The sequence below is a fragment of the uncultured Sphingorhabdus sp. genome, assembly GCF_937872355.1.
Taxonomy (GTDB): domain Bacteria; phylum Pseudomonadota; class Alphaproteobacteria; order Sphingomonadales; family Sphingomonadaceae; genus Sphingorhabdus_B.
Genome location: NZ_CALMSV010000061.1, coordinates 1 through 15,303 on the forward strand (window position 1 = coordinate 1; position 15,303 = coordinate 15,303).

13 protein-coding genes are annotated in these 15,303 nt (G+C 57.7%); 8 read left to right on the top strand and 5 right to left on the bottom strand.

The window, feature by feature from the left end; genetic code table 11:
- The 5 genes from Q0239_RS03150 to Q0239_RS03170 all read left to right on the top strand — a co-directional run.
- Positions 1-464 (top strand): L,D-transpeptidase family protein (locus Q0239_RS03150; protein ID WP_298598252.1); only part of this gene is annotated, 464 nt, incomplete at its 5' end.
- Between the two features lie 103 nt (positions 465-567).
- The gene (locus Q0239_RS03155) at positions 568-1,017 is read left to right on the top strand and encodes a MerR family DNA-binding transcriptional regulator (RefSeq protein WP_298598255.1); all 450 of its coding nucleotides are present in this window, start codon (positions 568-570) and stop codon (positions 1,015-1,017) included.
- Positions 1,018-1,047: 30 nt separating this feature from the next.
- Positions 1,048-2,847 (top strand): acyl-CoA dehydrogenase C-terminal domain-containing protein, encoded by a 1,800-nt coding sequence (locus Q0239_RS03160; protein WP_298598257.1) that lies wholly within the window; start codon positions 1,048-1,050, stop codon positions 2,845-2,847.
- Position 2,848: 1 nt separating this feature from the next.
- Complete coding sequence (locus Q0239_RS03165; RefSeq protein WP_298598260.1) at positions 2,849-4,360, top strand: phospholipase D-like domain-containing protein; 1,512 nt, start codon at positions 2,849-2,851, stop codon at positions 4,358-4,360.
- A gap of 142 nt (positions 4,361-4,502) precedes the next feature.
- On the top strand, positions 4,503-4,790 hold the full coding sequence (locus Q0239_RS03170; RefSeq protein WP_298598263.1) for a hypothetical protein: 288 nt from the start codon (positions 4,503-4,505) through the stop codon (positions 4,788-4,790).
- Positions 4,791-4,859: 69 nt separating this feature from the next.
- Here the strand turns inward: Q0239_RS03170 and cysK are convergent, their stop codons facing one another.
- A complete protein-coding gene (gene cysK / locus Q0239_RS03175) occupies positions 4,860-5,780 on the bottom strand; it encodes a cysteine synthase A (protein WP_298598266.1) in 921 nt (306 codons plus the stop codon).
- Complete coding sequence (locus Q0239_RS03180) at positions 5,777-7,105, bottom strand: MFS transporter (RefSeq protein ID WP_298598269.1); 1,329 nt, start codon at positions 7,103-7,105, stop codon at positions 5,777-5,779. Before Q0239_RS03180 ends, cysK begins: the two co-directional genes overlap by 4 nt.
- Before the next feature lie 182 nt (positions 7,106-7,287).
- Here Q0239_RS03180 and Q0239_RS03185 point away from each other — a divergent pair, with 182 nt between their 5' ends.
- Positions 7,288-9,030, top strand: a complete 1,743-nt coding sequence (locus Q0239_RS03185) for a DUF885 domain-containing protein (protein WP_298598272.1) — start codon at positions 7,288-7,290, stop codon at positions 9,028-9,030.
- Between the two features lie 177 nt (positions 9,031-9,207).
- Here the strand turns inward: Q0239_RS03185 and Q0239_RS03190 are convergent, their stop codons facing one another.
- Positions 9,208-10,146, bottom strand: coding sequence for a DUF4349 domain-containing protein (locus Q0239_RS03190; RefSeq protein WP_298598275.1), 939 nt, complete (start codon positions 10,144-10,146; stop codon positions 9,208-9,210).
- Positions 10,147-10,412: 266 nt separating this feature from the next.
- Positions 10,413-11,069 carry a PilZ domain-containing protein gene (locus Q0239_RS03195; protein ID WP_298598277.1) on the bottom strand — a complete coding sequence of 219 codons (657 nt, stop codon included), beginning with the start codon at positions 11,067-11,069 and terminating at the stop codon, positions 10,413-10,415.
- A gap of 193 nt (positions 11,070-11,262) precedes the next feature.
- Between Q0239_RS03195 and Q0239_RS03200 the strand changes: the two genes are divergently transcribed.
- Positions 11,263-11,727 (top strand): hypothetical protein, encoded by a 465-nt coding sequence (locus Q0239_RS03200; protein ID WP_298598280.1) that lies wholly within the window; start codon positions 11,263-11,265, stop codon positions 11,725-11,727.
- Here the strand turns inward: Q0239_RS03200 and Q0239_RS03205 are convergent, their stop codons facing one another.
- The gene (locus Q0239_RS03205) at positions 11,728-14,016 is read right to left on the bottom strand and encodes an ATP-dependent helicase (RefSeq protein WP_298598283.1); all 2,289 of its coding nucleotides are present in this window, start codon (positions 14,014-14,016) and stop codon (positions 11,728-11,730) included. It lies immediately after the preceding gene.
- Between the two features lie 129 nt (positions 14,017-14,145).
- On the opposite strand from Q0239_RS03205, the gene Q0239_RS03210 reads away from it, so the two are divergent.
- Positions 14,146-15,276, top strand: coding sequence for an aspartyl protease family protein (locus tag Q0239_RS03210; protein ID WP_298598286.1), 1,131 nt, complete (start codon positions 14,146-14,148; stop codon positions 15,274-15,276).
- The last annotated feature ends 27 nt before the right edge of the window (positions 15,277-15,303 follow it).

Below are 15,303 nucleotides of genomic sequence, written 5' to 3' on the forward strand. Positions count from 1 at the left end.
GTGAGGCTTATGCAAACCCGCTGCGCATGGTGATCGTGCTCGACATACAGCGCATGTATGTTTTTGATGGCGACAGCTTGGTCGGGTTCACAACGGTTTCTACCGGCAAGAAGGGTAAGGAAACGCCGACGGGCGTATTCAAGATCCTGCAGAAAAAGGTTTATCACGAATCAAATCTGTACGCGAACGCGCCGATGCCGTTCATGCAAAGGTTGACGTGGGATGGAATTGCGCTCCATGCGGGTCACAATCCCGGTTATCCAGCGTCGCACGGCTGCATCCGATTGCCGAAAGTTTTCGCAGAGTCGCTTTATGGCGCAACCGTTATGGATGGCGAAGTTGTGATACTTGAAAGCTTGAGCAAGCGGCGGCCCAAGCCGCAACCAGCTCCCGCCCCGCCCGTGGAGCCAGCACCTGTTGCGCCGGAACAGCCTGTTCAAACATCGCCACTGACCACTGCTTGAATTACACCCAAGCTTCTTGCTTGCCGTAGCGGCATGGAGGTTGACGTTTACGCTAACGTAAACTAATGTCGCTTTCGCCTGTCAGGGAGAAGGTGGCGCTGGAATGAATAATATATTGGGAAACGGAAAACCGGCTGACGCCACCATCGAGACGCCAGATGCGCTCGGCCGCGAAAGCTATACGATTTCCGATCTGTCGGCCGAATTCGATGTGACGGCCCGTGCGCTTCGCTTCTATGAAGATCAGGGGCTGATTTCACCCGAGCGGCAGGGGCTGGCGCGCATTTACTCGAAACGGGATCGCGCCCGTCTCGCGTGGATCCTGCGGGCGAAGCGAGTGGGGTTTAGCCTTGCCGAAATCCGCGAAATGATTGATCTCTACGATCTGAACGATGGCCGCAATGTCCAGCGTCGCGTCACCATTCAGAAGTGCCGCGAACGGGCCGAACTGCTGAAAAAGCAGCGTCAGGATCTGGATAGCGCGATTGCCGAATTGAATGATTTTGTCGCCTTGGTCGAACGGGTCGAGGCGGAGGAAAACAAGGCAGCCTAAGCTGCCAAAACTTGAAAACCAGAGGACGTTATGCCGCAATATAAAGCGCCGGTGCGCGACACGCTTTTCATTCTCAACGAAGTTCTGGGCATCGACAAATATGCCAATCTGCCGGGCTTTGAAAATGCCAGCGCCGACATGGTTGAGGCCATCCTTACCGAGGGGGCGAAGTTCGTCGAGAACGAATTATTCCCGTTGAATGCGGTTGGCGACAAACAGGGTTGCACCCGTCATGCAGATGGTTCGGTGACCACACCCGAAGGCTTCAAAGAAGCCTATAAGGCCTATTGCGAAGCCGGTTGGGGAACGCTTTCGGCACCGGTTGAATATGGCGGGCAGGGGATGCCGCATGTCCTGTCGATGGCATTCGAAGAATATATGGCGAGTTCCAATATGGCGTTCGGCATGTACCCGGGGCTGACCCACGGCGCGGTGTCGGCAATTCTTGTAAAAGGCAGCGACGAGTTGAAGGCGATCTATGCGCCGAACATGATCAGCGGCAAATGGACGGGCACTATGAACCTGACCGAGCCGCATTGCGGCACCGATCTGGGCCTGATCCGTACCAAAGCTGTGCCCAATGGTGATGGCAGCTACGCGGTTACCGGTACCAAAATTTTCATTTCGTCGGGCGACCATGATCTGGCCGAGAACATCATCCATCTCGTCCTCGCAAAGACGCCCGACGCGCCTGATAATGTGAAGGGCATTTCGCTTTTCATCGTTCCCAAATTCCTGGTGAACGAAGACGGCTCGCTTGGTGAACGCAATACCCTCGGTTGTGGATCGCTGGAGCACAAGATGGGCATCCATGGCAACGCAACCTGCGTGATGAACTATGATGGCGCGACTGGTTATCTGGTCGGTGAGGAGAATAAGGGCCTAGCCGCGATGTTCATCATGATGAATATCGCGCGCCTCGGTGTGGGGCAGCAGGGTCTGGGCGTTGCTGAAGTCGCATACCAAAATGCCGTGCAATATGCGCACGACCGACGTCAGGGGCGTGCTCTGACCGGGCCGCAGGATCTGAATGAGAAAGCCGACACGCTGTTCGTTCACCCTGACATCCGCCGCATGCTGATGGATTCGAAGGCGTTCACCGAAGGGATGCGCGCTTTGTGCCTCAATGGCGCGTTGTTGGCCGACATCATCCACAACGGGCAGACTGAAGAAGAACGCACGGTTGCTGACGATCTGCTCTCGCTGCTCACGCCGGTCATCAAGGGATATGGCACCGATAAGGGCTATGAAGTCGCGACCAATGCGCAGCAGGTCTATGGCGGGCATGGCTATGTCGGTGAGTGGGGCATGGAACAATATGTCCGCGATGCCCGCATCACGATGATCTACGAAGGCGCCAATGGCGTGCAGGCAATGGACCTTGTTGGCCGCAAGCTGGCGCAAAATGGCGGGCGTGCGGTGCAGGCCCCCTTTAAATTGGTCGGTGACGAATGCGCCGCCGCGAAAGGCAGCAAGCTGGAAGATTTCGCGACCCGACTTGAAAAGGCCAATGGCGAATTGAAGGCCGCGACGATGTGGTTCATGCAGAATGGCATGGCCAACCCGAACAATGTCGGCGCGGGTGCGCATCATTATATGCACATCATGGGTATCGTCGCGCTGGGCTTGCAATGGCTGCGTATGGCGACTGCGTCACAGGCTGCGCTAGATGCCGGAACGGGCAATGCTAAATTCTACGAGACGAAGCTAGTCACCGCTCGTTATTTTGCCGAGCGCTTCATCCCCGATTGCGGTGCGCTGCGCCGCAAGATCGAGGCGGGAAGCGAAGCGATCATGGCACTTGAGCCGGAGATGTTCGCGGTAGCTTGATATGGCAGCAAAGCCTTCCGCCGATATTGGGCCCATCGTCGTCGAAGGGCGCAATTGTTGGCGGATTGCCCGTGCCAACCGTGTGTCGGTGGTGGTCGATGCCGCCGACTATTTCCATTATGTCCGCGAGTTGTGCGAAGAAGCGCAGAACCTGCTGTTGTTCATTGGCTGGGATTTCGATTCCCGCATTTCGCTTGAGCCCGGGGACCGCAGCAGACGTGCGAGGCTCTCAAACTTCTTCCTACGGCTGGCACGCCGCAATCCGCGCCGCCGGATTGCGATCCTCAAATGGCGTTTCGGGGCGCTCAAGCAGTTCTTGATTCCTGCAAGCGCATGGACGTTGGCGCGCTGGGCAGCAACGCGAGCGATCGAGTTCAAATTTGACGGCGCGCATCCCGCCGGATGCAGCCATCACCAGAAAATTGTCATTGTCGATGATTGCCTCGCTATATGTGGAGGGATCGATCTGGCATCAGGCCGATGGGACACGCCTGACCATCTGGATGATGATCCCAAACGCGTGTTGCCCAATGGAAAGCTGCATGCGCCCTGGCATGATATTACGATGCTGATGGACGGGGATGTCGCGGGTGCGCTGGGAGAATTGGCGCGGGACCGTTGGGCCGTTGCGGGCGGCAAGCCGCTACCTTCTGTCCGCGAAATCGAACCGCAATGGCCGGACGATGTACCCGTATTGTTCAAAAATGTCGATCTCGCCATTGCCCGCACCCGAGCGCCCTATGGCGAGATTGAAGAAGTGCGCGAGATCGAGTCCCTCTACCTTGATATGATCGCAGCGGCGAAGAAGTTCATTTATATCGAGAACCAGTATCTGACCTCCGCCAAGATCGCGGCTGCCATTGCAACGCGGATGGGAGAGGCCAATCCACCCGATATCGTCGTTGTAATGCCACGTTCGGCGGAAGGCTGGCTCGAGCAGAAGGCGATGGACGCCGCGCGGGTGCAACTGGCGCGCGCAATTGGAAAGGTCGATAAGGGCGATCGTTTCCACATCTATGTGCCCGTCACCAAAGGCGGCACCGACATCTACGTTCATGCCAAGCTGATGATTGTCGACGACAGGATAATGCGGATCGGCTCAGCCAATCTCAACAACCGTTCGCTAGGGCTGGATAGCGAATGCGACATGGTGCTCGATTGCGCTTTGCCCGCCAACAAGGGCTCCGAAAAGGCGATTTCCGAATTGCGGACACGATTGCTGGCAGAGCATCTCGGCGTTGATAAAAAATTCGTTTCGGAAACATTCTCCAAAACCGGATCGCTGGTCGACACGGTTGAGGCGCTACGCGGGAAGGGCAAGACGCTCGAACTGCTCGATTTGGAAAAACCGGGTCCGCTCGACAAGTTGATCGCCGAAAACGAACTGCTCGATCCTGAACATGCCAACGGCTTTCTCGAGCCGTTGCAGCAACGCGGATTGCGCAAGCGTTGGAGCGAAGGTCGCGCGCGGATTGCCAAAAGGCTGGCGCGACGCCGAGCGACGAGCCGTTAGGCTGCGCTGCATTCACGACCGACCGAGTGCGATGGGCGGTTAGGCTTTTGAAGGGCACCAGTCGGCGCTTGCGGCTGGCAAAGGCACGAAAAAGTTAGAAAAGTCCCATTCGACAGGGGGTTGTACAGATGAGGAGCAACCGATGTCGATAACCCGGAAATGGTCGCAAAGTCCGGTCGCATGGGCCGCCGCACTGGCGGTTATCCTGCCTTTCGCTTTTGGAACGGTGCATGCCGCCGAACCTGCCAAACCTGCGGCTTCACCCGAAGCACCCGTTCCACCTCCAACGATTGACAGCAATGGCGATGGAAAGCCGGATGCGTGGGATCGCGATGGCAATAGCAAAGCAGACGCCTGGGATACCAACGGCGACGCAAAGCCCGATCTGTTCGACAATGACGGCGATGGGAAGCCCGACGCAGATCGCTGACCTTATTCGGCCCGCGGGTCGCACAGGGTCGGGCCGGAGCCGGGGCGGTGCAATCCGCCCCGGCGCATTTTACTCGACCGGCAGGAAATCGGGGACCGACAGATAGCGCTCGCCGGTATCATAATTGAAGCCAAGAACGCGGCTGCCTGCAGGCAGTTCCTTCAGTTTTTGAGCGATGGCAGCAAGCGTAGCACCTGACGAAATGCCGACCAGCATGCCTTCTTCGCGTGCGGCTCGGCGCGCCATTTCCTTGGCGTCTTCGGGGTCGACCTGAATTACACCATCAATCAACTGGGTGTGGAGGTTCGCCGGAATGAAGCCTGCACCTATGCCCTGGATCGGGTGCGGCCCGGGTTGACCACCGCTGATCACCGGCGACAGCGTCGGCTCAACGGCATAAACCTTCAGGTTCGGCCAGGCTTCCTTCAGAAACTTCGCGCAACCCGTGATGTGGCCACCAGTGCCGACGCCCGTGATCAATACATCAATCGGGCTATCCTTGAAGTCTGCGAGAATTTCGGGGCCGGTTGTGCGGACATGGACGTCGACATTGGCCGGATTCTCGAACTGCTGCGGCATCCAGCTATTGGGTGTGCTTTCGACCAGTGCAATTGCGCGTTCGATGGCTCCCTTCATACCCTTTTCGCGCGGAGTAAGGTCAAAGGTTGCGCCATAAGCGAGCATCAGGCGGCGGCGCTCGATCGACATGCTTTCGGGCATCACCAACACCAGCTTGTAACCTTTGACCGCCGCAACCATCGCAAGACCCACACCGGTGTTACCGCTGGTCGGCTCAATAATCGTCCCCCCCGGTTTCAGGCTGCCATCCTTCTCCGCTGCCTCGATCATCGCAAGGCCGATACGGTCCTTGATCGAACCACCGGGATTGGAGCGTTCGGACTTGATCCAGACTTCGGCGTCGCCAAACATCCGCTGGAGGCGGATATGTGCGCTGTTGCCGATGGTTTCGAGGATGGAATTGGCCTTCATGGTTTCGGCTCCTTTACTTCACGAAATTGCGGCTCAAATGTTCGGGCGTTTTTCAGTTCAGGGAACAGCTTGGCCCAGATACCAGTAATAACAATAGCCCCTGCGCCGCCGAATACAACTGCACCGACAGGCCCGAGCAGTGCAGCGGCAAAGCCAGACTGCAGCTCTCCCAGTTCGTTTGAGGCGGATATCGCAAGGCCGGAGACCGAACTTACTCGGCCGCGCATTGCATCGGGGGTGTTGAGCTGCACCAGAGAGCCACGCACATAGACGGAGAGCATGTCTGCCGCACCCAATATGGCGAGCATCGACAACGCGACTGCCATTGACGCGCCCATATTCAGCCAATCGATCTTGGCGTTGCCGAACAGATACTGGCCGATGATATGCGAATAGCCAAAGCCGATGGTGGCGATACCAAACACCACTACCGCCCACAGCATCTTGGCACCGACATTGTGCTTCAATGGCCGAAACGACAGATAAATCGCGACTATCGCAGCGCCAAAGGCGGGGGCAGCACGAAGCTGACCCAAACCGTCGGGGCCTACGTGCAATATGTCACGCGCATAGACCGGCAGCAGGGCGGTGGCGCCAGCCAACAGTACGGCAAATAGATCGAGAGTGATTGCTCCCAACAGGAACCGTTCGGAGAAAGTGTATTTCATCCCCTCAACCATCATCCGCACCGGATGCTTTTTCTCGGTCATCGGAGGTGGGAAAACGGGACGGACCGTAGCGATTGAAATGCTCGACAGGATCAGCAATGCCACCGTCATCCAGTAAGATCCCGCCGCATTTTGCGCATACATCAATCCGCCTACCGCCGGGCCAATTACCGATGCGCTTTGCCAGGCGATGGAACCCAGGGCGATAGCGCGGGGGAGCGATTCCGGTGGAACAATATTGGGCGCGATAGCCGCCATAGAGGGGCCAACAAAGACACGCGCTACTCCGTGGAACGCCGCGAGCGCGAACAGCAATGGCAAAGTCAGCGCATCATGATAGGTCAAAAGGCCAAGCCCCAGCGCGACCCCCGCGTCGACCATATTGGCAAAAATCGCGACACGCCGCCGTTCAAAACGATCCGCCGCCCAGCCTGCAACCGGCGTCAGCAAGGCTAGTGGGATGAACTGAAACAGGCCGAGCAGCCCTAACTGAAACGCTGCTGCTTTGGGGGACATGCCATAATCGGTGCGCGCAACATCATAGACCTGCCAGGCGATGACGACGACCATCGACATGGTCGCAATAACCGCCATGAAACGCGCCAGCCAGTATCGGCGATAATCAGGTATGCTGAATGGGTGCGGTGCGGACGACATGCTCACCATTCCGCCTATCGGCAGTTTATCGCCAAGGCAATGTTGCACTTGTTGTAACGCAACAAGTTGAGCTTTGGTGGCAGTGTCATGTCGCTGGTCGAATTCGCGCTGGAACTAAATGGCAAAGAGGTGCAGCATCGATGCAGCATCGATGCAGCATTTTATATTCGGGGAGAAATACTATGAGATTAAAACAGGCGGCTTTGGCCGTATCATTGGCCGCATTGGCGATTACCGGTGGCTGCAAAAAAGTTGACGGCGACACCAGCGCGCTAACTGCCAATGACGGCAGCGAGTGGGGTGGCTTTGTCGAAACATTCCTTGAAGGCTATTTCAAGATCAACCCGACCTTTGCGGTCTATCAGGGCAAGCATGAATTTGACGGGCAGCTTCCCGACTGGTCACCCGAGGGCATCAAGGCGGCGATCGACTATCGCAAGAAAGCCATTGCCGATGCCAAAGCCATTGACGCTTCGAAACTGACCGACGCGCAGAAGTTCGAACGCGACTATCTGGTGCATGCGATGGAAGGCGAACTCTTCTTCCTCGAAGATGCCGACAGCCTGCACAAAAATCCGGCGGCCTATGTCGGGGTGCTCGATCCAAACGTCTATATCGCGCGTCCCTATGCTGATGCCGAAACGCGGATGAAGGCGTTCATAAAATATGCCAATAATGTCCCCAAGGCGGCGGAGCAAATCAAAATGAACCTCAAGCTGCCGCTACCCGCGACTTACGTTAAAATCGGTACTGCCGGCTTTGGCGGCTTTGCCGATTATTACACCGGCGATGCCAAAAAGGCCTTTGCCGAGGTAAAGGATGCAGAGCTGCAAAAGCAGTTTGACGAAGCGGCAACCAAGGCCGCGGCGGCGATGAAGGATCTTGCTGGCTATGTCGGCTCACAACCCGGAACCGATGGCGGCTATGCGCTGGGTGCGGAGAAGTTCGCCAAGATGGTTTTGAAAACCGAAGGTGTGAATGTCTCGCTCGACGAACTGGAGGCGATTGGTCGGGCCGACCTCAAGGCCAACCAGCAAGCGCTCGCCAAGGCGTGTGGTGTCTATGCACCCGGCGCGTCGATGCAGGATTGCATGACCAAGATGGGCATGAACAAGGCTGCCGATGGCCCGGTCGCGGAGGCGCGTCGCCAGTTGCCGCCGTTGAAGCAGTTCCTGATCGACAAGGATATCGTCTCAATCCCCGGCACCGAAGAGGCCAAGGTAGAAGAGTCGCCGCCCTATAACCGGCAGAACAGCGCCTATATCGATATCCCGGGGCCTTATGAAAAAGGCCTGCCGTCGGTCTATTATATCTCGCCGCCCGATCCGACTTGGGACAAGGCGACGCAGGATGGCTTCGTCCCCGGCAAATATGACTTGCTCGGCACATCTGTGCACGAAGTATGGCCGGGCCACTTCCTGAACTTTCTTCATTCAAACCGCTCCAAGTCGATCTTTGGCAAGCTGTTTGTCGGCTATGCCTTTGCCGAAGGCTGGGCGCATTATACCGAGGAAATGATGATGGATGCCGGGCTGGGTGATACCACCGCTTCACCGGAGGAAGCGGCGGAGATGAAAATCGGTCAGCTATCCAACGCACTGCTGCGCAACTGCCGCTACCTATCCGCAATTGGCCTGCACGCACGCGGAATGACGGTCGCGCAGTCCGAACAGCTGTTCAAGACCGAATGCTATCAGGATGCCGGCAACAGCAAGCAACAGGCGGCGCGCGGCACTTATGATCCGGCCTATCTCAACTATACGATGGGCAAGCTGATGATCCGCAAGCTGCGCGATGATTGGACCAAAGGAGACCGCAAGAAATGGAAGGCGTTCCACGACGAATTCCTGTCCTACGGTGGCCCTCCTATCCCGATGGTGCGCCAAGCGATGCTGAAGGAGAAGGAAGCCAAGGCGGTATTTTGAAGCAATTAATCCTCTCCCCCTCAGGGGAGAGGTATGTAGCCTTGGCACTGAAAGCGTTTAGGCGAAGTGGAGAGGGGGAAGGCTGGGTGTGATCTAGCCGTCGAACCCCTCTCTGCTGCGACTAGGCAGCAAGCTGCCAAGTCTCGTTGTCTCTCCCCTGAAGGGGAGAGACATTTCTCACTCCTTCACCGGCTCATCATTCAGTGGCGTATTCCGCCCCCACCAGCGGCGCAGACCTGCGCCCAGGGGGCTGCGCAATAGCCAGACCAGCAGAACGCCCAGCAACACCCAAGGCAGGCCTCCGCCAATAAGCAGCAAAAGGAAACTCGCCATCGTCACAAAGCTGGCGATCGCGGTTTCCCATGCTCCGGCAAAGGGATTACCGCTGCCAAAGCCGGGAATGCCTTCGCCGCCCGAATAGACGAATTCCATCGGTGTCGTCGCAAGCTGTTCTTCGCCGCTGCGCCGCGTGTCGCGTTCGCCATCCAGCTGTTCGCGGATACGCTGTGCTTGCTCCTGCAGCTCAGTGCGCTCGCGGTCACCCATGCCGCCCGCTTTCAGCCGCGCCTCGATGCGGTTGAGTTCCGCCTGCAGGTCTGAACTGCGACGTTGCGAGGCACTAATCCCGCTGCCGACATCGACGCCCTGGATCTGGCTGTCGACCAATATCCCCTTGGCCTTTTCGACCGAGGCAATGGCATCCTTGCCGAATTTGCGCGCGATTGACGGGTCGAGCTTGAAGGCGAGCGAAGCGTTCACCTCATCCTCGTCGATCAATGAATAGCGCATGCCGGTGATGCGGCACCTCGACAGGCCCAAAGTTTCGCACGCGGCGGCGTGCTCCTCCTGCACCGCGGCGATCTTTGCATCGGGCACGCGGAAGGCATAGCGATAGTTGAACGCCACCCCTGGTGCCGCACTGACGCGGACATTTGGGCCAGCGGCAGCATCGGCGGTCATCGGCTCGGACGCCATTTCGACCATGGGCGCTTCTTCGCGGACATCCATGGTGGACATGGCTTCGCGCGATTTGGTTTCTTCCGCACCCTGACAACCGGCGAGGATCAGTGTGGTGGCAATGAACGGGGTAGCAAGGACCAACACATGGCGTTTCATGATTTCTCTCCCAAGACAGCGGCAACGCACCGCTGACTCGATGAGATGTTATTACATTGCTGATTGCAAGCCTTTGTCGACGCCGTCTTGTCGGAGGCTTCGCTCATGCGACGGATGCACTTGCTGAAGTCCGCAGAAACTCTAGTGATTCAGTTGAGAAAAACATTTTCGACATTTCCGGCCAAGTCTGTCGTAGGATGGGGCGGACTTAACATAAGCTACAACGCAACCCCGCGACTCGATGATGCGCCATCCGTCGCCAGCTATTACGGCACCATCTCGCTTTGATTCCACGCAATCCAGCTTTCGAATTCATTAAAGCGTAGCGGATTGAGGAATTTGACCCCGGCCTGTTTGTCGCGGCTCCACACCATCGAAACCTTACGCCGCGAAAGCCCGGTGATAACCAGCATATAGCTTTCGCCCGGCTTCACCTGCTTGATCTGGTTCAGCTGGACCACGTTGGTTGTCATGACGATGGCTTCACAATCAATGGTCTGTTGCTCGGTCACCAGCTTGGCCGGCACCTTGCACCCATAGCGCGGCAAGCGCGGCTTGATCCGCGCAATCGAGATGCCGGTTTTTTTGAGCACCGCATCGACATCGGCGGGTTCGGTAAACTCGATGCCCGCAAATGCCCCGTTCTGCCAACGCACTTTTCCGGCGAGCGAGAGGTTGGAGCGGAATTCGATCCGTATCCGGTCTTCCGCCGTCAAATTCGCCAGCGTTTCGATGTTCGCGCCACCAGACGAGATATTGTGCACCCGACAAGGTAGTTCGCGGCTGGCAACGATAATCTTTGCGGTCAGCCTGACCGACAGCTGCCGTTCTTCGTCGCGCCTGTCCGCCATCGGCGAATATACGACATCGTCGCACTCCGCCGAGAAGGCATGTTTGAACCCTGAACCGCTGTCAAATTCCATTTTGCGACTGAACTCCAACCGACACGATTGCCAAATTCTGCGGTAACGGCACTCTTGTTGTAAAATTCATCAATCATCATGGCTAACCGTAAAGCGGTGTAACGGCTCTGCATCGGGGTGCTTTCCGTTGTAAACAGGCTGCTTGAATGCTTAACACGCGATAAGGCAGGCAAACTGCATCGGAGAAACGGATATGCCAAGCGACGCCGAACTGATGGAAACCAGCCTGATTGCGGTCGCTGAAGCAGGCGTGGAACTGCGTCACGCCCTGTTCGCGCGCTGGTTTGCCGCTTGGCCCGAACGGCGCGCAACCTTCATCAATGTCGACGCCTCTTCGCGCCGGATGACCGACGAGACACTGGAGATGATGCTCGGCCTCGCCAAGGGGGAGGAGCTGTGGGTCGGCCCCCTGATCGACGAACTTGCCTTCACCCACCGCAGCTATGGCCGGTTACCCTGGGCCGAATATGAAAGCTGGATCGACCTGACCATTGACTGCATCGGCGACGCGGCAGGCGCAACGTGGAGCGCAGACGCCGATGCTGCCTGGAGGCGGCAGGGCGAGCGGCTGAAAGCGCTGATCATCGCCGCGCGCGAAGGCTGGGATCGGGCGATGCCTGGGCATATCTTGGGCGAATTGCCAAAGGTGAAAGCCTGATCACCCCACCGTCACAAAACTATCCATCACCCGCTTCCGCCCGGCTTGTTCGAACTCGATCTCCAGCTTGTTGCCTTCGATATCCTCGATCACGCCATAGCCGAATTTCTCATGGAAAACGCGCATGCCGATGGCGAGGTCGGTTCGGCCTTGCGCGCCCAAGCCCACGGCGGGCTTGCTGGATTCCTGCACACGTTGCGGCCGGGCGTTAAAGCCGCCGCTGGTCGCGGCGCGTTGCCAGCCGGGGCCGCGTTGGCCGGCGCGGGTCGCGTTGGCGGCGGCCAAGTGGGCGAAGGGATCGGCGCGTTCGGACCAGTTGGCGCGCCATAGTGAGGCGCCGCCAGTCATCGTCTGCTCATTCTCGATATGCTCTTCGGGCAGTTCGTCGATGAAGCGGCTGGGTATGCTGCTCGTCCACTGGCCATAAATCCGCCGGTTGGCGGCGTGGGTGATGGGGCATTTTTCGCGCGCGCGGGTGATCGCGACATAAGCGAGGCGGCGCGCTTCCTCGACGCTGGCGAGGCCGCCTTCGTCCATCGCGCGCTGGCTGGGGAAGACGCCATCTTCCCAGCCCACGCAGAATACATGATTATATTCCAGTCCCTTGGCAGCGTGGATCGTCATGATGGTGACGGCCTCGTCCTGCGCGTTCGCGTCATTATCCATGACGAGGCTGACATGTTCGAGGAAATCGCCGAGCGTTTCATATTCCTCCATCGCGCGGACGAGTTCCTTGAGGTTATCGAGCCGCCCCGATGCTTCAACGCTGCGTTCGGCCTGCAGCATAGCGGTGTAGCCGCTGTCCTCCAGCACCAGTTCGGTCAGTGCCGACGGGGGCAGGGTGGAGGCGCTGTCGCGCCAGCGGGCAATGTCTATCACCAGATCGGATAGCGATTTGCGCGCCTTGCCGGTCAGCTCATCGGTGCCGACGATGCGTGCCGCACCGACCGAGAGCGGAACGCCCTCCGCACGTGAGGCGCGGTGGATTTTCTCGACCGCCTTGTCACCAATGCCGCGCTTTGGCGTGTTGACGATGCGCTCAAAGGCGAGGTCGTCGGCGGGCTGGTTGATGATGCGCAGATAGGCAATGGCATCGCGGATTTCGGCGCGTTCGTAAAAGCGGAAGCCACCGATAATCTTATAGTTGAGGCCGATCTGGATGAAGCGGTCTTCAAATTCGCGCGTCTGGAACTGCGCGCGGACGAGGATCGCGATGTCGTTTAGCGAGACCTTTTTATATTGCAGCGCCTCTATCTCGTCGCCGATGCGGCGGGCTTCTTCGGGTCCATCCCACACGCCGAGAATGCGCACCTTTTCACCGCTGTCGAGGTCAGTCCACAGCGTCTTGCCCAGCCGCCCGCTATTCGCTGCAATCAGGCCCGAGGCGGCGGCGAGGATATGCGGAGTGGAGCGGTAATTCTGTTCCAGCCGGATGATCTTTGCGCCGGGAAAATCCTTTTCAAAGCGCAGGATATTGGCGACTTCCGCCCCACGCCAGCTGTAGATCGACTGGTCGTCATCGCCGACACAGGCGATATTCTTCCGCTTTTGCGCGAGCAGCCGCAGCCAGAGATATTGGACCGCATTGGTATCCTGATACTCGTCGACGAGGATATATTTGAACTTCTCCTGATATTCCTCAAGCACGTCGCGGTTGTTTTTGAGCAGCGTGAGGTTGTGCAGCAGCAGGTCGCCAAAGTCGCAGGCGTTGAGCTCGCGCAGGCGCGCCTGATAGACGGTGTACATCGCCTGACCTTTGCCCTCGGCGTAAAGCGCGCTCTCGCCGGCATCCAGATCCGCCGGGGTCAGGCCCTTGTTCTTCCAGCGATCGATGAAACCCGCCAGTTGCCGCGCGGGCCAGCGCTTTTCATCCAGATTGGCGGCCTCGATCAATTGCTTGAGCAGGCGCAACTGGTCGTCGGTGTCGATGATCGTGAAGTTGCTTTTGAGGCCGAGCAACTCGGCGTGGCGGCGCAGCATCTTCGCGCCGATCGAGTGAAAGGTGCCGAGCCAGGGCATGCCTTCGACGGCATCGCCAATCATCCGGCCCATCCGCTCCTTCATCTCGCGCGCCGCCTTGTTGGTGAAGGTGACAGCGAGGATATCAGAGGGCCATGCGAGCCGTTCGGCAATGATGTGCGCAAGACGTGCAGTGAGCGCCGCGGTCTTGCCCGTGCCTGCGCCTGCCAGAACCAGAACCGGCCCTTCGGTCGTCAACACAGCCTCCCGCTGCGGTGGGTTCAGGCCGTCGAGCCAGGGATATTGTGGGGCAGGCGGGTTGTGAGTCACGCGCGAACGATTAGGGAACACTTCTGACCTGCGCAAGGCCGGAAGCGCTTGACCGTTGCGCGCAACAATCGGCATAGAGCAGGCAACAGATTGGAGAACGAATTCATGAACATCGGGCGCAGGTCGCTGATGGCTGGAGCACTGGCCTTGCCGTTGTTAGCCAGCAAAGGATTGGCCAACGCAGGCACGTCGCCGGTTACTTCCCGGATATTGGTCACGCGGAACCGCGTATGGACGATGGTTGCTGCAGGGAACAACAAGCCGGTCCCCTTTATCATCGACACAGGCGCTATTTTCAGCATGATGTCTAATGAATTGGCCAAAAGCTGGGGTCTGAAGGCAAAAGGCACGACAACCATTTGGGGGATAGGCGGCGCTGAAAAGCAAATGGTCTATTCGCTCGACAATGTATTGATTGGAGAGCGCTTTTCGATGTCGCGGCTTGATATAGCGGGATCACGCTCGCTTGATCGGTCAGAGTTTCCGGGGCTGCTGGCAGCAGGGTTTATCTCGACCTTGAATTCCGAACTCGATTTCGCCAGCGGCGAATGGCGGGTTTTTCCTGGAGCGCCCAATATCCGCAAAGGCTATGTAAAAATACCCAACGGATTTGTTCCGACGCGGGATACCCAGATGCTGGCCATTGAGGGCCAGATGGACAAATTCAAAGGCGACTTTCTGTTCGATACCGGTGCGCCGGGAACAATCCTGCTTGATGGCAATGCATCACGGGCAATGAAATTATATAAAGGCGATCAACCCTATGCGCCACACATCGCCAGAGGGTTCGGCAGTGTTTCGGTTGCCGTTCGGATTTATCGAATGCCATCGGTAAAACTGCACAATTTCGAGTTTCAGAATATGCTGGTCCGGGCGATGCATCCGGACGCGACCAAAGGACAATTCGCAAGATTCCATGGACTCGTCGGGCTTGCCGTTTTGCGGACTTTCCACATTTTGACCGATGCCGCGAACAAGGAATTATACATCGCGCGAAATGGTCTGCCTGTTTCAGATGACGACTATCCCAAATCCGGACTCTGGCTCGACCGTAAAGGCAATGAAATTGTTATTGCCGAAGTCGGCACCGGAAGCCCCGCTGCCGAAATTGGTTTGCAAATTGGTGACCAGATTGTTGGTGAAAGTTGGCAGAGCATCTTGAACAAGATTACCGCAAAAGCGGGCAGTACAGTATCCTTTGACTATGAAAGGTCAGGTATCCGCAAAAAGGCGGAATTCAATCTGAAGCCATTTCTGTGATCGTGCATAAGGCATCGCATAAGCGCA